The sequence below is a fragment of the Aeromonas sp. 82P genome (assembly GCF_051919365.1).
GTDB lineage: Bacteria > Pseudomonadota > Gammaproteobacteria > Enterobacterales > Aeromonadaceae > Aeromonas > Aeromonas veronii.
In genome coordinates, this window is record NZ_JBQBEV010000001.1 from 3,451,767 (window position 1) to 3,471,079 (window position 19,313).

The 19,313-nt window shown below is 55.5% G+C and carries 16 protein-coding genes, 1 pseudogene and 1 CRISPR repeat array; of the genes and pseudogenes, 14 read left to right on the forward strand and 3 right to left on the reverse strand.

The window, feature by feature from the left end; translation table 11 throughout:
• Window positions 1-47: 47 nt before the first annotated feature.
• Both ACTG2S_RS15695 and ACTG2S_RS15700 read right to left on the reverse strand, forming a co-directional pair.
• Complete coding sequence (locus ACTG2S_RS15695) at window positions 48-1,157, reverse strand: hypothetical protein (protein ID WP_439982847.1); 1,110 nt, start codon at window positions 1,155-1,157, stop codon at window positions 48-50.
• Window positions 1,158-1,580: 423 nt separating this feature from the next.
• Window positions 1,581-1,778: an AlpA family phage regulatory protein gene (locus ACTG2S_RS15700; protein WP_439982849.1), complete on the reverse strand. Its 198-nt coding sequence runs from the start codon at window positions 1,776-1,778 to the stop codon at window positions 1,581-1,583.
• Between the two features lie 540 nt (window positions 1,779-2,318).
• Between ACTG2S_RS15700 and ACTG2S_RS15705 the strand changes: the two genes are divergently transcribed.
• From ACTG2S_RS15705 to radC, 14 genes and pseudogenes are all read left to right on the forward strand, one after another.
• Window positions 2,319-3,182 (forward strand): DUF932 domain-containing protein, encoded by an 864-nt coding sequence (locus ACTG2S_RS15705; protein WP_439982852.1) that lies wholly within the window; start codon window positions 2,319-2,321, stop codon window positions 3,180-3,182.
• A 599-nt stretch (window positions 3,183-3,781) separates the two neighbouring features.
• Window positions 3,782-5,470, forward strand: coding sequence for a group II intron reverse transcriptase/maturase (ltrA, locus tag ACTG2S_RS15710; protein ID WP_439982855.1), 1,689 nt, complete (start codon window positions 3,782-3,784; stop codon window positions 5,468-5,470).
• Window positions 5,471-5,566: 96 nt separating this feature from the next.
• A pseudogene (locus ACTG2S_RS15715) lies at window positions 5,567-5,677 on the forward strand (DUF932 domain-containing protein); the annotation flags it as partial.
• A 94-nt stretch (window positions 5,678-5,771) separates the two neighbouring features.
• On the forward strand, window positions 5,772-6,761 hold the full coding sequence (locus ACTG2S_RS15720; protein ID WP_439982858.1) for a YqaJ viral recombinase family protein: 990 nt from the start codon (window positions 5,772-5,774) through the stop codon (window positions 6,759-6,761).
• Entirely contained in the window at window positions 6,758-7,741 is a 984-nt protein-coding gene (locus ACTG2S_RS15725; RefSeq protein ID WP_439982861.1) for a recombination directionality factor, read from the forward strand. Before ACTG2S_RS15720 ends, ACTG2S_RS15725 begins: the two co-directional genes overlap by 4 nt.
• A gap of 289 nt (window positions 7,742-8,030) precedes the next feature.
• Window positions 8,031-8,582, forward strand: coding sequence for a recombinase family protein (locus tag ACTG2S_RS15730; protein WP_107682480.1), 552 nt, complete (start codon window positions 8,031-8,033; stop codon window positions 8,580-8,582).
• A gap of 68 nt (window positions 8,583-8,650) precedes the next feature.
• Entirely contained in the window at window positions 8,651-8,986 is a 336-nt protein-coding gene (locus ACTG2S_RS15735; protein WP_101531667.1) for a hypothetical protein, read from the forward strand.
• A gap of 52 nt (window positions 8,987-9,038) precedes the next feature.
• Window positions 9,039-10,202 carry a hypothetical protein gene (locus tag ACTG2S_RS15740; protein ID WP_439982864.1) on the forward strand — a complete coding sequence of 388 codons (1,164 nt, stop codon included), beginning with the start codon at window positions 9,039-9,041 and terminating at the stop codon, window positions 10,200-10,202.
• Window positions 10,203-10,243: 41 nt separating this feature from the next.
• Window positions 10,244-10,693 (forward strand): hypothetical protein, encoded by a 450-nt coding sequence (locus tag ACTG2S_RS15745; RefSeq protein ID WP_439982867.1) that lies wholly within the window; start codon window positions 10,244-10,246, stop codon window positions 10,691-10,693.
• Between the two features lie 83 nt (window positions 10,694-10,776).
• Entirely contained in the window at window positions 10,777-11,124 is a 348-nt protein-coding gene (locus ACTG2S_RS15750; protein ID WP_279499814.1) for a YkvA family protein, read from the forward strand.
• Window positions 11,125-11,143: 19 nt separating this feature from the next.
• Complete coding sequence (locus ACTG2S_RS15755; RefSeq protein ID WP_439982869.1) at window positions 11,144-11,569, forward strand: DUF2787 domain-containing protein; 426 nt, start codon at window positions 11,144-11,146, stop codon at window positions 11,567-11,569.
• A 9-nt stretch (window positions 11,570-11,578) separates the two neighbouring features.
• Window positions 11,579-11,989: a hypothetical protein gene (locus ACTG2S_RS15760; RefSeq protein ID WP_439982872.1), complete on the forward strand. Its 411-nt coding sequence runs from the start codon at window positions 11,579-11,581 to the stop codon at window positions 11,987-11,989.
• Entirely contained in the window at window positions 11,982-12,239 is a 258-nt protein-coding gene (locus ACTG2S_RS15765) for a hypothetical protein (RefSeq protein WP_101531673.1), read from the forward strand. Before ACTG2S_RS15760 ends, ACTG2S_RS15765 begins: the two co-directional genes overlap by 8 nt.
• 111 nt (window positions 12,240-12,350) lie before the next feature.
• Window positions 12,351-12,851, forward strand: coding sequence for a RadC family protein (radC, locus tag ACTG2S_RS15770; RefSeq protein WP_042081045.1), 501 nt, complete (start codon window positions 12,351-12,353; stop codon window positions 12,849-12,851).
• Between the two features lie 403 nt (window positions 12,852-13,254).
• Window positions 13,255-18,834: a CRISPR direct-repeat array (repeat unit 32 nt; unit sequence GTTTCAATCCACGCGCCCGCGGAGGGCGCGAC).
• Between the two features lie 176 nt (window positions 18,835-19,010).
• Here the strand turns inward: radC and cas2 are convergent.
• Window positions 19,011-19,304 (reverse strand): CRISPR-associated endonuclease Cas2, encoded by a 294-nt coding sequence (gene cas2 / locus ACTG2S_RS15775; RefSeq protein WP_047435408.1) that lies wholly within the window; start codon window positions 19,302-19,304, stop codon window positions 19,011-19,013.
• Window positions 19,305-19,313: the final 9 nt, after the last annotated feature.

A 19,313-nucleotide genomic window follows, 5' to 3' on the forward strand; every position in this document is an offset into this window, starting at 1 on the left:
GGGCCCGAAGGCCCCTCAAAAGAGTCTGACAAGATAGCCAGCCCGAGTCAAACACCAACCCAGTGCAGTTGCTTGAAAGGCTGCTGTGATTGACGGAGGGTCTTGGTACGCGGCCTGCCTCTGGCCGTGACTTTCTTGGGTAACGTCCCTTTGAAGAAAGTACGATGCCGATCGAGCTTGAGCTTGGCTACACGGTCTGACTTGGTCAGATAGGCAAGCGCCTGGTGCAAATACTGCCGTTTCTCCTTGTCGTCATGATTGACGACGCCAATCCCACAAAATCGGTATTCGTTGGCCTTAGCTTTCATATTGCAGTTGAAGCCCCGGCCATGCCCACCTGTAATATGCTTCCACTCTTCGATTATAAACCCCGCATGACACACATCGCTCCGGAAATTTGCGCCATTCAAAAAAACAACTAAATGGAAATGGTATCCGGTGTCCGGAGCAAACTCTAAGCGACAAGCATAGCCTACCCAGTTGGCAGCCAATGCTCCTTTGCGGCGATTTTTAAGCAATGCATCCTTGTGCTTGATGATTTCATCCAGCGAGAGTGAATCCCGGTGCTCACGCTTGTAGGACAAGTCTACCCGCAATACCAACAACCGGGAGTAATGTTGAAATAAACCGTTTACATACTTCTGTAATGATACGGTGTTTTTGCGCGCACCTTTCATGAAGGTATATACTTGGCGCATCAGTTCAGATGATTTCAACTCCTCCAGCAATACCTTGAGCTTTTCGGTAAGCTTCATTTTCCCTTCGCAACTAACACGACCAAGCTCAAGCATTTCGTGAAGTCCATACTTCACGATAAAATTACACAAGCACGCTAATTTAGGGTGCAGGCGATAATACTCCTGATGCTTAAAGACCAACGTAGCATTATTGACGATGGTAAGGAATTTTGTACCCTCTTTGGTCAGGGCACAGGGGGCGCCATTTTTTCTGACCACATCAAAGATGATGGGTGGGTAGTTCATTTTCTCAAGCTTGGCAATGTAATTCAATAATTCACGATAATAACCGACCTCGCTGTGTATCTGGAACAAGCCAACAGTGGGACTCCCGTCGGTGTCAGTACCGACGTCAAGATTAGACTCTTGAAGTATTTTGATTGCATCAATGTCGATACAACCACGACCATACTTAGACATACTTACCCCTTAAATTTAATTCTTGGTATTAGTCGTGAGTAAGGACATGTGGTCATGTCCTATTCTTATTCCTGGTTACAGGCTTCATCTTGTTGATTACGCCTGTACTCTGATCCATCATGAATGACTGGATAACCAGTTGATAGTTTATGATTTCCTTTCATGGTTAGTTGGAGTGGATATTAATAACAATAAAAACCAATATTCGCAGTTCAGTGGCTCAAGGTGTTCTCAGGGGAAATAAATTCATTTTTCTCTTATCCCCCCGAGAATACCGACGCCGTGAACATGGCTGATCTTTGTATAGTTAGTGTCTATTTTTCTCCTTCTTCTCTCACACGTAATCCAGCTTGCTAAGACATCGATCTCACGACAGATGGAGCACTCTGTTGTGCCCCATGCGGCCTCAGCAAGAGGATCTGATCAAACCTCTTGGCGCGATATGACCCATTGCGTGATCTCGTGTTCCAGGAACCCAACCGAGTTGCCCCCGATGCGGATCCGCTTAGGGAACGTCGCATCGAAACGCGGGGACTTCGGATTCAACATATCGAAAAATTTCGACTTGCTGATCCCTAGCGTCTGGATCACATCGTTGTTACGTAGAACCTTCATTGCCATCGGTTTACCTCCTTCAAAATACCCTGTTCAACAACTACATTTTCTCCAAAATACCCTCCTGAAACGATGCCATTTCCTGCCGTATTGGTTCTATTTATCCAGCCCCAGTACCATCTCAGCATCAGCCCTGGGTAGACTTCCAACAGCAGGAACTTCCTGCGAATGTTATCCCCCCCCCGCGTGGCTAAATGCAGTCTCCATGGCAATCCCCAGCGAAAAGTTAGTTTAAGAATTTGAAATGTTAGTTGATTTTCCATATGAAACAGTATGTTGCACCATCTCCAGCGCGGGAGAAGGAAGATGCAGTCCTCGCAACCCAAGGAAAGAAATGTGAGCCGAGCGGAGGGGGCGTCGATAAGAATTGAACTTGGTGATGCGGCTCAATGTGACCAGATCCAGGTCGTCTCACATGTATGCCCCTCATGTCCAAATTGACATATCGGTCATAGCCGCACTCGTCAGGGGATCCGTGCCATTTCCAGAAAATTTCAGCCCTATATTCCCAAGATGAGTTCACACATTTCATCATCTGGAGGACACATGGCTCACCTGATCGACACCATGGCCTACACCGGCCAAACCCCTTGGCATGGCCTTGGCAATGTTTTGCCCCCGCAACAGTCCCTCGATATCTGGCTACAGGCAGCCGGGATGAATTGGACTATCGAGCAGAGTGACGTAATGTTTAACGTCGCCTCCGATGCACTCCATATTCGCCCTTATTCAGACAGCAAAGTTTTGTACCGCTCTGATAATCTGGAGCCTCTATCCGTCGTCTCTCGCCGATATAATGTGGTACAGCCTCATGAGGTGCTGCACTTTTATCAAGATCTGGTAGAGGTGGGCGGCTTTGAGTTGGAGACTGCAGGTTCGCTCAAGGGCGGCCGCAAATTATGGGCGCTGGCCAAAACGGGTCAAGATATGAAGCTGAAAGGGGGAGACAGGGTGAAATCCTACCTACTGCTCGCCACCAGTTGTGATGGTACGTTGTGCACCACAGCACAATTTACCTCGCTACGAGTCGTCTGTAATAACACATTGCAAATAGCACTACGGGATAATAATGGTGCGATCAAGGTTCCCCATTCCACTCAATTTAATGCTGCTGCTGTCAAAGAGGCATTGGGCCTTGGTATGGCAAATTGGGATCGTTTCCAGCAAGAGATGACATCGTTAAGCAATCGTCCTGTATCACCTGTGGAAGCCCTTAATTTCTTCGGTGAGCTACTCAATGATCCGGCTGGCGATGATGAGAATATTATTCTCAGCCGTCCCGCCCAAAAACTACACGAGCTGTATATGGGCGCAGGTATGGGCTCAGAGCTTGCCAGTTCCCGTAATACCGCCTGGGGGCTGGTCAATGCAGTCACCGAATACGTGGATGTGCGACGTGAGGTCGCATAAATAACTGATTTGCACATGAGGATTAGCCTCAAGACAAATCCTGCGGTTCCTCCCGCAGTAGCCTAGGAGTGCAGGCGTTGCTGGTAACGGCGGGGTCTGAAGCCACTCTGACAATGTAGCCCATCCCTGTAAGGGTGAAACTGACCCCGTGAGGGCAAGGTGGAACTGCGAGCATCACGCGGTGGGGAGCTAGGCTTGGAAGTATGGTGAACACATGTGAATCGATGGTAAACCTCGTGAATTCGAAGAAGCCAAAGATGCTGGGCTTCAGCCAAAATGGCACGCAGACTGGTACTGGATCTGTCGACTATCCAGTCGAGGACTTTGTTCTGCCGGGGGAGTATCGACACCTAACCTTCCGACGTTATTTATGTGAAACACGGTAAACCCGTATCTTCGCCTAACCGGGCAGGCAGACCGTAAGGAACGCTGTTGGAGGTGCGGGCATAGGATGCCGGAAAAAGCGAATGTCGGCCTGTAATGGGCCGGATAGGGATTGAGGGGTCACCCGATATTATCCCGCCCGAAAGGGAGCAGACTTCCGGCGGGTCTCTCTTTGCAAGAGAGTTTGTGGAACCCTCTACACGGAGGACAGGCAAATGATGACTGCATCGTCAGTTAGTGCGGCCTCCGGCTACGTTACATGGCACCAGATCGAATGGTCAGGTGCTCATCGCGTGGTTGGAAGGCTGCAAGCACGTATTGCAAAGGCGGTTCGGGAACGGCGCTGGGGCAAGGTGAAAGCCTTGCAATGGCTCCTGACCCACTCGTTCTCTGGACGAGCAATTGCTGTCAAGCAAATCACTGAGAATCAAGGTAAGAAAACACCTGGGGTAGACAAGGTAACTTGGCAGACCCCAGAAGCGAAAGCCCAAGCTATAGGGTCGCTCAGGCGCAAGGGGTACACCCCCCAGCCTCTGAGAAGGGTATTCATCCCAAAAACGAACGGAAAGCTACGTCCTCTGGGTATTCCCACGATGAAGGATCGGGCAATGCAGGCGCTACACCTGCTAGCTCTGTCGCCCATCGCGGAAACTCAGGCAGACTCAAACTCATACGGCTTCAGGGTCGGAAGAGCAACGAGAGACGCCGCTGGGCAATGCTTCATCGCACTGGCAAAACGCCACTCACCGCAGTGGGTGTTGGACGCAGATATCTCCGGTTGTTTTGACCATATAAGCCACGAATGGATGCTGGCCAACATTCCTGTTGATAAAGCCATTCTCCATAAGTGGTTAAAAGCTGGTTTCGTCTGGCAAGGCGGGTTGTTTCCAACTGACGAAGGGACGCCGCAAGGCGGCATAATCTCTCCGACACTGGCAAATATGACACTGGACGGTATTGAAGCGCTGCTACACAACCGTTTTAATGTTCGTTTGCAAGGGACAAGGAAAAGCAACCCGCACAAAGTGCACCTGATCCGATATGCAGATGATTTTGTCGTCACCGGGGCGACAAAAGAAACGCTGGAAACAGCCAAAACGACGATTGAGAATTTCCTACAGGAGCGAGGCCTTAAGCTCTCTGCCGAGAAAACTCAGATCGTGCACATCGAGGACGGCTTTGACTTTTTGGGTTGGACCATTCGCAAGTTCGATGGGAAGCTTCTCATCAAACCGGCGAAGAAGAATGTGAAAACATTCGTCCAGAAAATTCGAAAGGTCATTGAGACACACAAAGCGGCGAAACAAGAGGCGGTGATCACCAAGCTCAACCCGATGATTCGGGGCTGGGCGTACTATCATCGCAACCAAGTAGCAAAGGAAACCTTCTCAAGGGTTGATTTCGCTATCTGGCAAAAGCTATGGCAATGGGCTCGCCGGAGACATCCCAACAAATCCAGTTCTTGGGTGAAATCTCGCTACTTCATCCGGCTCGGGATGCGTGATTGGGTATTCAGCTGCGAGGTACAGAACGAGGATGGTTCAACGCGAAGGCTGGCTCTGGCATTTGCCAACAGCATAGCGATTGAACGTCATATCAAAATCAGAGGGGAGGCCAATCCCTTCGACCCCGCTTGGGCGACATACTTCGAGGATAGGCTTGCTCTAACCATGAAGAATACCCTGACGGGCAAGAGACGGCTATTTCACCTCTGGACCAATCAGGCTGGCCGATGCCCGCACTGCAGAGCGCTGATCACAAAGGAAACGGGTTGGCATTTGCGCCACATCGTTCCAAAAGCACTCGGTGGAACGGATATCTCCTCCAACCTGATCTTGATGCATCCGACCTGCTATCGGCAGATCCACCACCTTGATTCGAAACAAACCGCCGGCTCTACCTAAGGTAGGGCTTTGAAGAGGCCTGAGCCGTATGCGGGGAAACTCGCACGTACGGTTCTTCGGGGGAAGTGGAGTAGTAATGCTCTGCTTCTACCCTACCACCATCGCCGTGCCCGCAGCCAAGATCACCGTCTTGATTCCGCCTGGTTCGGTCAGGGTGCCCAACTCAAATCCCAAGCGCTGAACCAAGCCCTCACTCTGCTGCAGTAATTCCGCTTCCCCAATTTAACCGTATAACAGCCTCACCCGGACTGGCGCAAGCCAATCCGGGCGTAGCCATTTATGCCGTCAACAAGGAATAGTCATGAAAGCAAAAGCCAAATACGGCCAAGCCCTGCGGCTGGCCTCCACTACCCAATTAACCCGCGAGCAGTGGCTTGCCATTCGCAAACTCGGCATTGGCTCCTCCGATGCCGCCGTGGCTGTTGGGCTCTCTCCCTACAAATGCCCGCTCAGCCTGTGGCTGGAGAAGACCGGTCGCAAGGAGCCGGAGGATATCTCCCATAAGGAGGCGGTGCTGTGGGGCATCGAGCTGGAGCCGGTTCTGGCGCAGGTCTATGCCAAACGCACCGGCTTTCGTGTACGCCGGGTCAATGCGGTGCTGCAACACCCCGAGCAGCCCTTCATGCTCGCCAACCTCGATCGGGAGGTGGTCGGCCACCCCGATGGGCCGGGCATTCTGGAGATCAAAACCGCCAGTTATCACAGCGCCCCCCAGTGGGAGGAAGGGGTGCCTGTCGCTTACCAGTGTCAGGTCCTCCATCAGCTGGCCGTCACCGGCCATGCCTGGGCCGAAGTGGCAGTGCTGATCGGTGGCCAGGATTTTCGGATTTACCGCATCGAGCGCGATGAGGAGAAGATCCAGGATCTCACCGAGCGGGAAGCGCAGTTCTGGCAGATGGTGCAACAAAACCAGCAGCCCGAGCCCGACGGCTCCAGTGATGCAGCCAATGCCTTGAGCGGGCTCTTCCCCCGTGACGATGGCCAGACGGTGGATCTCTCCGATTCCCCCGAGTTCAACCAGCTGTTTGGCGAACTGCTGCACTTGCGTCAGCAAAAGGAAGCCGTTGAGCTACAGGAGTCACAACTCAAGCAGCGGCTGCAAGCCACTTTGGGCGAAGCCACTGCCGGGCTGTTTGCCGATGGCAAGATCACTTGGAAGCGCAGCAAAGACCGGCTGGCGCCGGATCTCGATAAGCTCGGTCAGGATCATCCCGACCTGCTCACCCGTTACGTCAAACCGGTGCCCGGCGTGCGCCGTTTCACCATTCAACCCTTGAGACAAACACCATGATCAAAGGACTGGCAATTACCCCGCCCGTGATCGGGCGGATCTGCATCGGCAAGCTGGTGCAAAAACAGGATAAGTGGGTGCCGGAGAAGGACGACAGCTTCACTCTCACCACCCAGATACAACAAAAGGGGGGATGGTTGCTCCATCCCCTGCATCAACACTACTCATTGCAGAAAAGTAGCCAAGGGCAGGAGCAGATCAAGATCCGCGCCATTCCGGTGCGGGTGCTGTTCAACGACAGCGACTTGAATCTACGGGCGGAATACAGCGCCTTTGACCGACAAACCGGCAGGCCGCTCTGTGTCGGGAATGGGGAGGTGGCGAGACGAGTAGGGGCACAAGGCACGGAGGAAGTCAGCTGCCCTGGACCAGAGCGCTGCGCCTTTGCCGGGCAACAGGGCTGCAAGCTGTACGGGCGACTGAACCTGTTTGTGGAGGGGCAAGGGGATGAGCTGGGCAGCTTTATCTTCCGCACCACCGGCTACAACTCGGTGCGCACTCTGGCGGCCCGGCTCAAGTACCTGGAGGCAGTGAGCGGTGGTCACACCCGTTATCTGCCACTCACCCTGCGGCTGCGGGCCAAGAGCACCACCCAGTCCTACCGCACACCGGTCTACTACGTGGATCTGACCTTGCGGGAAGAGACCAATCTGACCGAGGCAGTCAGGCTGGCACAGGAGGCCGCCCAGCGTGACCAAGAAGCGGGTCTCGCCATCGACCAGATGGAGCAGGCCGCTCGTGAGTTGCTGCGTAACGGCCAGTTTGAAGATATCGATGAAGAAGTACCGATGCTACTGGAGGAGTTCTACCCCGAAGCCAACAGCGACGATACGGCAAATGGTATCCATGGCGCTGTGGCGACAACTGCGCTTAACGCCCCGCTAGGCCAAGCAACCAGAACACAGCAGAAGCCACAACCAAGAAGGAGTCCACTCACCAACAAATTGGGGAAAGAGAGCCCATCTCCTTCCCCCGGTTAACTGCTGATGGTCCTCGGAAATGGGCAAGCGGTTCTACTGAACCGTGAGGCCCTTCCTATAGGGCCCAGTTCACGACTGCCAGTCCGATTGCATTCGCCAATCGATATCCACGGCAATCACAGAACGGCTCATTACTGGATCCAACTGCTGGCGCTGGGTCAATAGCTCAGGCCCTAGTGACATGCACGAATACGCACTAAAAAGGCACTGTTTTCAAGTCAATAGGGTTGGTTTCAGGCTTTTGACTGGTGCCGTCATTGTACCCTGCCCTATTGACCAGGAGGAGACCATGGCACTGGTGGGTTATGCACGCGTGAGTACCGTCGGGCAGAGCCTGGACACCCAGCTTCAGGCACTGGCTGAGTGCAGCACGATTTTTCAGGAGAAAGTCAGTGGGGCAAGGGACGACCGCCCCCAATTGGCTCAGTTACTCAACTTTGTGCGTGAGGGGGATGTGGTGTTGGTCACCAAGCTGGATCGCTTGGCCCGCAACACCCGTCACCTGTTGGAGATCTCGGAATACCTGCAAAGCAAGCAGGTAGCACTGAGGATTTTGAATCTGGGGATCAATACCTCGACCCCTACCGGCAAGCTGATGCTCACCATGATCGGTGCTATCGCCACCTTCGAGCGGGAGCTGATGCTGGAGCGGCAGGCGGAGGGCATTGAGTTGGCCAAACAACGTGGCGTTTACAAAGGCCGCAAACCTACCGCGATGGCAAGAGGAGAAGAAGTGCTGGCTCTTGCCGACCGGGGGCTTGCCAAAGCAGAGATTGCACGACAAACGGGGATCAGCCTCTCCAGTGTGCAACGCATTCTCAAAACCGCCGCAACGAGTTAAAGCACAAGCCCCCAGCCGCAGTATTTGAGCTGGTGGCTCTATCACTCACCAAGGAGCAATGACCTTCGATGGAAATACTGCAATATGATGATTTTCGTACCGAGAAAATAGCAGCCCTTATTAATACCCGAAGCACCTTTGAGATTGTGGGTGTCTCCGGAAACATGGGCAGTACCGTTCGAATTCTTGAGACAACGATAGAATCAGCCGGATTGAAATGCAGGGTATACACCCAAGGGCGTATTGCCGCAGCAGGAGCAACATTTTTAGGTGGCGCAACCGGGGTTGCAGGTATGTTCGCAACCCTTGGTATCGCAGCGCATAACCTGGCTACGTATAACCCTGACTATGAAATAGTGAAACATGTCGTGGATGGTTCCATCAGCGTGCGTTACAAAAAATAACCATCATTTAAACCGTTCTTTTTAAGATGAAGAACGTTGGGGAGTAATAAAAATGAATAAACTTTTAATTTCGTCAGTCACCGCATTGCTGTGTAGCAACGCGTTGGCCTATGGTGAGGCAGGCCAATGGTCGAGTAGAAAAACACAGGATGGCATGGAGTATGCCGCTGTGATTGATGACCAGAATAAGCTCATCATCTCTTGCGATAACAACGGTAAAGATATCGCTATGTATGCCACGATTAAAGGTGTCCAAGTTGGTACTGATGTATACGATAGAACCTTCGATATAAAAACCAGCGAATCGTATTACTTCACACCTTACGTAATAAACGGAGATCGCAGCATATTAAATTTCTTTAAGTTATGGGATGAAATAAGATCCGGACATTCCATTATGTTGGACCAACGTGGACCCGAATTGCCAACAGCAAATGCCAGTCAGGTATTGCCAGCACGTGACAGCAGTGAATTCATCTGCTTGACGAAAGGGATAAAAAAGAAAGACTATCAGGCGCCCGCCCAAGTTACACATACCAAAGTGGGTAATGAACATCGCTACTCGGTTGTCGCTGACGATAAGCATGCGTTGTACTTCTCTTGTGACAACACCAATAAAATGACCATGCGAGCAATCCTGGATGGTGACCAGTATGACGTTGAAAAGGGTTCATTTTACGTCAGTGTCGGAGACAAGGCTGAACCTGCAAGCGTAATAACCAACAACAAGACGTACCTTGATAAATTTTGGGATGGCTTGCGTGAAAATAAAACCCTTTATCTCATCTCTCAACCAGAAAATATTACCTACGTGCTGACCCCACAGGGGGGATCCTCTGCACTACCTGACAGAACATCTTCAGATTTTACCTGCCTCACGGCTGATACCATCTCACATAAAAAGAATGATGCACTGTTAGCCCAGCAGGGGCCGACAACAGCCTCCACATTTTCGGTCAATGTGCGGCCAATTATCCCCAACAAGGGGTTGCCATCAAAAGTAATAACTGTTGTTTCTCACAGTGACCGCGTGAAGATAACGAAAGCTGTCGTTAACAGAGGCCAGTGTCGAGTAAAGTCAATTTACTCATTACCTCAAACGTTAGCCTTTGGTAATGAACTTATGCTTTACACGGGCTATGACTGCAACGTGTTAGAATTGAATTTATCAACTACCAATGGTGATGTGGAATACCAGTTCCAACCACAAAATTAATCTGTACGTTGTGTTTAACAATAATGAGTGAGGCTTGGAATATGAAATGGTTAATTGTATTGCCTGGTTTGCTTATTTCATCCAGCGTAGCCTTTGCCTATGGTGAGGCCGGGCGCTGGAGCAGTGGCTGGGGTCAGGGCACCAGCGAATACACGGCGGTGGTCAACGAGCAAAACAACCTCTATATCGCCTGTAATGACACCCGCAAGGTCAGCATGACGGCCACCGTGCAGGGCAAGGAGTACGGCTCTTATGCTGGGCAGGCTTTCTCCATCGTCGTCGATGGCAGCCAATACGATGCGCCCTATGAGACCGAGTCCCGTGTCGGTGAGAACAATTTCTTCGACATGTGGGGCAGGCTACGCAAGGCCAAGTCGATCACAATTTTGACGGCTGACGGCAAGCAGCTCACACTGCCGACCCAAGAGGTGGCATCAGTTCTGCCCGCCACCAATACCCCCGAGTTTGACTGCTTGATGTGGGACCAATAGGTCACACCCATTCCCATCCAAGAGGAGGCATTTGCCTCCTCTTTTTATTTCTGCAATTCACCCACCCGTAAAGGAGACGCACTATGCCACCCTGCATTCCCCCCGAATGCGAGCCGTTCGATCACCAAGGCTTTTGGCACAAACTCTGGGCCTTTGCCAAACGTGCCGGTCGGCCCTTTATCGAGATCTGCCTGTTGCTCTACTACACCAGCCAGAAGGATGACCTGCCACTTTGGGCCAAGCTGCTGATCTACAGTGCGCTGACCTACTTTATCTCCCCCATTGATGCGATCCCGGATGTGTTGCCGATGGGACTCGCCGATGACATCGCGGTACTGAGTGCAGCTCTCGCCAGCATTGCCGCCTTTATTGATGAACAGATCCGTGCCCGAGTGGCCAGAAAAATGCGCGAGCTGTTCGGCCAAGATTAACCCCCACAAGGAGTACACCATGACTATTCCCTTTTTCCGGGACGGCTTTGCCATGCCCGTTGCACAAGCATTGCTGGTTCTGCTCGACCAAGAAGTCGCTAAAACCGAGCTCAATCTTGAGCGCTTAACCCAACTGACTTTCAACTTTCGTAACCCCGGCTACAGTGCCGAGCAAGGCGGCGTGCACCCAGTCGAGATCCGCCTGATCCGTGGGCTCGATGGCTGGCTGTTCGATTACGTCACTGATTTCAGTTATCAGGGGCTGGGGCAGGATGCCGAGCTCTGCAAAGAGCTCGATTTCAACTTCCTTGATGGGGAACACACCATGTTGGGCTGGGGACCACTGCGGCTGGCAGAAGCGCGGGAGCTGTTCGATATCTGGCAGAGCAACTTCATTGCCTACTGCCGGTTGGAGTGTTTCAGCGTCACGGTCGCAGGAGATTAGGAGGACACGATGAGCCAAGAATTAGCGCTCTCCCACTACTCACGTCAATGGTTGGGACAAGTTGCCGCCAACGCCAAGATAACCCCTATCCGCAGTAGTCAGCGCTGGTTGCTGCACCTGACACCGGATAGTCCAAACATCCGCACAGTCACTCTGCAGGTCCGCTGGTCTGGTGTGCAGTGGCAACTGATCTCCATCACCAATGCCGATGACGGGCGCACTATGAGTCAGCCGAAAGATGAGATCTGTATCGACCCTAAACACAGCTGTTTCTGGCGTTGCCAAGAAGGGCCCGTCTCACTCACCGATCAGCCTCGCGTGCTTGCAAGCTTCCTAGCTGACCTGCAGCGCATCTGCATCCATCGCGGCTATGCCGTGGAGAGTGACCCCATTGCCGAGAAGGAGAGCGAAGATGATTAACGCCGTGATCGCCATCGAGCTGGAGGGTTATCTTGAGCACGATGGTCAGATTGAAGCTGTGCATGACCGAGACAAACCGGTGGACGGTTATGCCCTCTACCTGCGCTATGAAAACGAACAGGGCAATGCACTGGCTCAATGGTTGTGCGATCACGCGGATCGCAGTTGGCTAATACAAGTAGGAAATTTGCTGGCCACCAGTTACTACATTCCGTTGCACGACTATACCACGCACACACAGGCAGCCTGAGCACCGCCAGCCAATCCTACAGTCACACCCCATTTAGTAACCTATTAACCAAACACCTCGCCTACCCTGCCGCATCCAACGCGGTGAGGCGATGGCGTATGGAGCACCAGCATGCTGCATCACAAACTGATCGCCGGAGAGCAACCCGGCACTTATCTCGTCACCGATCTGGTTAACGAAGATGATTTGTTAAATATCGCCAACCAGATTGCGCGCCAGAAACTGGCAAAGGGCGTCGCGATTACAGACAAACACTTAGCACAACAGGCGCTGCAAACCCTGCTGCAGAGTAGGGAGCACGAAGTATTTGCCATGCTGTTTTTGGATAACCAGCATCGGATCCTGGCATATGAGGAGCTGTTTCGCGGTACGCTAAGCAGTGCCTCCGTCTACCCACGGGAAGTAGTTAAACGTGCGCTGGCGCTCAATGCTGCTGCCCTGATGCTGGTGCATAACCACCCATCTGGTCACCCTGAACCCAGCCGAGCAGACATAGAAATAACCCAGCGACTGCAGAGTGCTTTGGCTCTGGTTGATATCCGAACCCTGGATCATCTGGTTGTGGGCGGCGAAGGCATCGTGTCGCTGGCAGAGAGAGGAGTACTTGCCTAACGAATAAGGGCTCAGCCAAGCTATCCTTCGGCCTTGCTGAACCCTTTTCTTTTTATTTTTTCAGGTGAGGCGCACCAATGATCCTAGATTGGCCCCTTGAATATCCAGATCCTATCTAACCACATCACCGCCTCACATCCATTATTAATCCACGCGCCCGCAGGAGGCGCGACCTCGTTCTGCACCGCGTCAGTGATGTGCATGATGTTTCAATCCACGCGCCCGCGGGGGGCGCGACACCCGACATCCTGTTCAATGGTCAGCCAATCGAAGTTTCAATCCACGCGCCCGCAGGGGGCGCGACGACTTCCGCCTTCTTGTTGCAGATCAGTATGCGGTTTCAATCCACGCGCCCGTGGGGGGCGCGACTAGCGTACCCTTCCAGAATGCCGCACTTGTAGTCGTTTCAATCCACGCGCCCGCGGGAGGCGCGACCTGTGCTGCCAAGGTATAGGCACGGGTCATGTTGTTTCAATCCACGCGCCCACAGGGCGCGCGACCTGTGCAAAGCGTGGGGATTCCGCCTGGTCAACATGTTTCAATCCACGCGCCCGCGGAGGGCGCGACCTTACGATCTTCATCGTCGAGGTAGTCCTCAACGTTTCAATCCACGCGCCCACAGGGGGCGCGACCCAGAAGATCGGCGTTGAGCATCTTGGCTACGGTGTTTCAATCCACGCGCCCACGGGGGGCGCGACTTGTAGCGGGCCGAACTCGCCATGATCGGCTTGTTGTTTCAATCCACGCGCCCGCGGAGGGCGTGACGCAATACCCTCAGTGCAACACCTGCCACCTTCGAGTTTCAATCCACGCGCCCGCGGGGGGCGCGACCTCACACAGCCAATGGAGACCGGGGGACTGGCTGGTTTCAATCCACGCGCCCGCGGAGGGCGCGACGCCATGCGGTGACAGAGGGGCCGCCGATTTGCTGGTTTCAATCCACGCGCCCGCAGGGGGCGCGACGCTGCAACACCAGAATGTTGCCGCCGTTCATCATGTTTCAATCCACGCGCCCGCAGGGGGCGCGACGGGTCGGCCTTGCCCTTTACCTTCTCGATATGGAGTTTCAATCCACGCGCCCGCTGGGGGCGCGACCATCAAGCACCTGCTGTTGCCCAACCCCCGGGAAGTTTCAATCCACGCGCCCGCAGGGGGCGCGACTCGCACTCGCAACGTACTCCGCCTGTGCAAGCGTGTTTCAATCCACGCGCCCGCAGGGGGCGCGACGTGGCGACCCCGAACAGGACAACGCCCTGGTGGAGTTTCAATCCACGCGCCCGCAGGGGGCGCGACGTCAGATTCTCCTGCAGCTTGAGCAGGCCATCGTTGTTTCAATCCACGCGCCCGCAGGGGGCGCGACCAGAATAAATGACAGAGCTACCTGCCCATAATTGTTTCAATCCACGCGCCCGCAGGGGGCGCGACCTGGATTGGCGCCAGCCGCGGCCAGATCGATGAGTTTCAATCCACGCGCCCGCGGAGGGCGCGACCCGGACACACTTTGCCACGCCGCGGCTCAAATGGGTTTCAATCCACGCGCCCGCGGAGGGCGCGACCTCTCCCTGCTTTAATGGTACCGGTGGCTGCACTGTTTCAATCCACGCGCCCGCGGAGGGCGCGACGCCTGCTGGCGTGTATCATGGGGCTCGTATTGAGTTGTTTCAATCCACGCGCCCGCGGAGGGCGCGACTTCCGCAGATTGACGGCCTGATGGCACCTTTCCTGTTTCAATCCACGCGCCCGCGGAGGGCGCGACTGGTGTCGAACAGCGCAGGGATATCTGACACGATGTTTCAATCCACGCGCCCGCGGAGGGCGCGACGAATCTCGACGCGACGGCTGTAGCGGTTCTCTTTGTTTCAATCCACGCGCCCGCGGAGGGCGCGACATGGCGCCACCTACACGATCAAAGGCGAGTTCCTGTTTCAATCCACGCGCCCGCGGAGGGCGCGACGACCACTCAGGGTCAAGCTGAATGTCACCATCCAGTTTCAATCCACGCGCCCGCGGAGGGCGCGACAAGCACGCAATGCACGAATGCTGTGACCTGATAGGTTTCAATCCACGCGCCCGCGGAGGGCGCGACATCACCACCCCGATAACCGCCTCGACCTCATCGGGTTTCAATCCACGCGCCCGCGGAGGGCGCGACAGGGGGCGATCACGTCACCATCCTCCGATTCACGGTTTCAATCCACGCGCCCGCGGAGGGCGCGACCGACACCAACTGACGGGCGCGGGATGCTCATAAGGTTTCAATCCACGCGCCCGCGGAGGGCGCGACGTTCATGATCGACATGACCAAGGCCAATCTGGTGGTTTCAATCCACGCGCCCGCGGAGGGCGCGACATGGCCATTCCCAGCACCTCAGTAGCGAATGGCAGTTTCAATCCACGCGCCCGCGGAGGGCGCGACTTGGCCGCCGCCAACACTGTGCTCGACTCTCAGCGTTTCAATCCACGCGCCCGCGGAGGGCGCGACGTTTTTTCACCACCACCGACATGGATGGCAAGGTGTTTCAATCCACGCGCCCGCGGAGGGCGCGACAATAGAGTCAGTGGCGTCAGGCTCAATTAATAATGTTTCAATCCACGCGCCCGCGGAGGGCGCGACGTCCCCGCTGGACGGGTTCTTCGCGGATGAGCAGTTTCAATCCACGCGCCCGCGGAGGGCGCGACATGAAGTGGACACCGACCTGGGGCGCCTGTACCTGGTTTCAATCCACGCGCCCGCGGAGGGCGCGACGTTGAAAGCCGATCCGATCCCACCACGCACAGAAGTTTCAATCCACGCGCCCGCGGAGGGCGCGACAGGAGCTTTCACCGCAGCTCTACAGCGTCAACATGTTTCAATCCACGCGCCCGCGGAGGGCGCGACAACCGTTAAGGGCCTGCTGGGCGGCGTAGGAGGTGTTTCAATCCACGCGCCCGCGGAGGGCGCGACGGCATAGTCACCCATATCACGGGAACGTTGAATAGTTTCAATCCACGCGCCCGCGGAGGGCGCGACCTGGCAATATTGCCAGATTCAAGCGGTACAAATGGTTTCAATCCACGCGCCCGCGGAGGGCGCGACGTGCCAAGACAGTCAGCGGCGGGGTGCTGACCCTGTTTCAATCCACGCGCCCGCGGAGGGCGCGACCGGATAGATATCATGCCAACCGTGACCGACAAAGAGTTTCAATCCACGCGCCCGCGGAGGGCGCGACTCTGCCAGGCTGCGAGAGGTGACCCCAAACAATGGTTTCAATCCACGCGCCCGCGGAGGGCGCGACGACAAAACGCCGCTGGAGTTTCTTGGGGATAACTGGTTTCAATCCACGCGCCCGCGGAGGGCGCGACACTTCTGATCTGCCCGCAGCAGGCCGGAGAGGTTGTTTCAATCCACGCGCCCGCGGAGGGCGCGACGTCGATCTCGTAGGGGAGTTCAGCACGGCGTGACAGTTTCAATCCACGCGCCCGCGGAGGGCGCGACTTGTCGGGTTTGATGGGGTTGCCCCGGCTATCGAGTTTCAATCCACGCGCCCGCGGAGGGCGCGACGAACAAAAACCCGTCCATATCACACCCCATAGCCGTTTCAATCCACGCGCCCGCGGAGGGCGCGACCAAGGCCCGCAGTACCACCGGGCAGCTGGAGCTGTTTCAATCCACGCGCCCGCGGAGGGCGCGACCTGGCTTCTCGCCCTGCGCCATGGCTTGCTTGGAGTTTCAATCCACGCGCCCGCGGAGGGCGCGACTGTATATAGCGAACCCACCAAAGACGAGCATAAGTTTCAATCCACGCGCCCGCGGAGGGCGCGACTGTATATAGCGAACCCACCAAAGACGAGCATAAGTTTCAATCCACGCGCCCGCGGAGGGCGCGACAGGCCAATGTCGACGATCTGGTATTCGGTGCCATGTTTCAATCCACGCGCCCGCGGAGGGCGCGACGGGCGAACAACAGAGCAATTGGCACCAGTAAAGGTGTTTCAATCCACGCGCCCGCGGAGGGCGCGACCTTTTTGACCTCGCTGATAGCGGTCCATGGTGTTGTTTCAATCCACGCGCCCGCGGAGGGCGCGACTGCCCACATCCAGCAAGGCCTTCACAGAGTCATAGTTTCAATCCACGCGCCCGCGGAGGGCGCGACCAAGAAGGGAGGATCGATGGTTGTCACTTTCTCTGTTTCAATCCACGCGCCCGCGGAGGGCGCGACACTCCACAGTGGCCATGGTTTTATGATAGGCAAAGTTTCAATCCACGCGCCCGCGGAGGGCGCGACCTCCGAAGATGGCCAGCCCATCACCGGCATGGTGTTTCAATCCACGCGCCCGCGGAGGGCGCGACTGGCAGCAAGTTGCAGCATGGCAGCAAGTAACTGGTTTCAATCCACGCGCCCGCGGAGGGCGCGACCTGGCTCTGGAATGCTGCGCGTTACAGATTCACAGTTTCAATCCACGCGCCCGCGGAGGGCGCGACTTCGGTGCTTAGGGCAGTTATTGACACGGGTCCAAGGGTTTCAATCCACGCGCCCGCGGAGGGCGCGACCTGGGGCACCAGGAACGGGCGCAGCCATGACCATGTTTCAATCCACGCGCCCGCGGAGGGCGCGACCACCCAGCGCAAGGCGGCCCAGCGGGCATGGATGGTTTCAATCCACGCGCCCGCGGAGGGCGCGACCAGCAGCAGAACCCCAATCTCCTCTGTAAGTGAGTTTCAATCCACGCGCCCGCGGAGGGCGCGACACAATGCTAAGGACTTGTTCGATGCGGTAAGCATGTTTCAATCCACGCGCCCGCGGAGGGCGCGACGCATTGTGACGTTGAGGAGCCCCACGGGGTATAGGTTTCAATCCACGCGCCCGCGGAGGGCGCGACATCCTGTAACCCTTAATCCCAGCCATTACGCCGAGTTTCAATCCACGCGCCCGCGGAGGGCGCGACGTCATGCGGCGGATAAAGCTGCCCAAGGCATCCTCAGTTTCAATCCACGCGCCCGCGGAGGGCGCGACTCGACCCCGAACGCTTGGCGCACTAGACTGACCAGTTTCAATCCACGCGCCCGCGGAGGGCGCGACGCGATATCTGAACCAGAGTTGTCCGGGCTGGGTGTTTCAATCCACGCGCCCGCGGAGGGCGCGACATGTCTGGCCACCAATCGCCCTGTTATGGAAGGAGTTTCAATCCACGCGCCCGCGGAGGGCGCGACCCCGCTCACCCGGCATCACAGTGAACCCTGTGGAGTTTCAATCCACGCGCCCGCGGAGGGCGCGACGATTTGAGGCGTCCAGACTGGTATCTGTAGTAAATGTTTCAATCCACGCGCCCGCGGAGGGCGCGACCTTAGGGTTATACCGGCAGTCACACCAGACATGAGTTTCAATCCACGCGCCCGCGGAGGGCGCGACTCATGCGTTTCGACATATTGATAGACGCTATAGAGTTTCAATCCACGCGCCCGCGGAGGGCGCGACACTGGCGCGACAAAACGCTGGTCGTGCTGCATGAGTTTCAATCCACGCGCCCGCGGAGGGCGCGACCGTGAGTCAGCTCGGGGTCAACCTCAATCAACCAGTTTCAATCCACGCGCCCGCGGAGGGCGCGACTAAGGTTTCAATCTGGAACTGGCAGAAGAAGTAAGTTTCAATCCACGCGCCCGCGGAGGGCGCGACGCTGACCAAGGCCGCAAAGAAAGAGGATGACGAAGTTTCAATCCACGCGCCCGCGGAGGGCGCGACTTGATTGTCAGATATGACAATTGACATATGGATAGTTTCAATCCACGCGCCCGCGGAGGGCGCGACCTGTCGAATCGCCGCAATATGTCTGGGCATAGGAGTTTCAATCCACGCGCCCGCGGAGGGCGCGACTGCAAAAGGTATTCGAGATAATCGCGCTGTGCGTGTTTCAATCCACGCGCCCGCGGAGGGCGCGACCTGGCGCGATAAAACGCTGGTCGTGCTGCATGAGTTTCAATCCACGCGCCCGCGGAGGGCGCGACCGTCTTCTTGCAAAGACAGAAACCGCCTATCGGAAAACGGTATTCTGCGCCAACCCATGTCAGTTGGATCACAGATAGACGATCCCGAAAGGCGGCCTTTCAATATATCGCGATTTATCAATTAGTTAAAAAATTGCCAATCTTCCGGATTTTTAATGAGCACTAGCGGTTGGCGTTCAGATAATCAGGTCACTCTTGAAGATATCGAGGGCGGGTTTGGCGCCATGATGCTCCACCTTGCTGCGCCACTCCTTTCCGAGACGATAAAAACGCAGGCTATCGACATCCGGATCATAGGTCTTTAACAGTTGATCCCGAAACCGCACCCACTGATCTGGTTCCACTTCGCATTCAAACACCGAGTACTGTACGCGCACACCATAGTCCAGACAGATTTTTGCCAGACGGCGCAGACGCCGAGGCCCGTCAGGATCTTCCAGAGAAACATCGTAGGTCACCAATATCATCATGGCTGTACT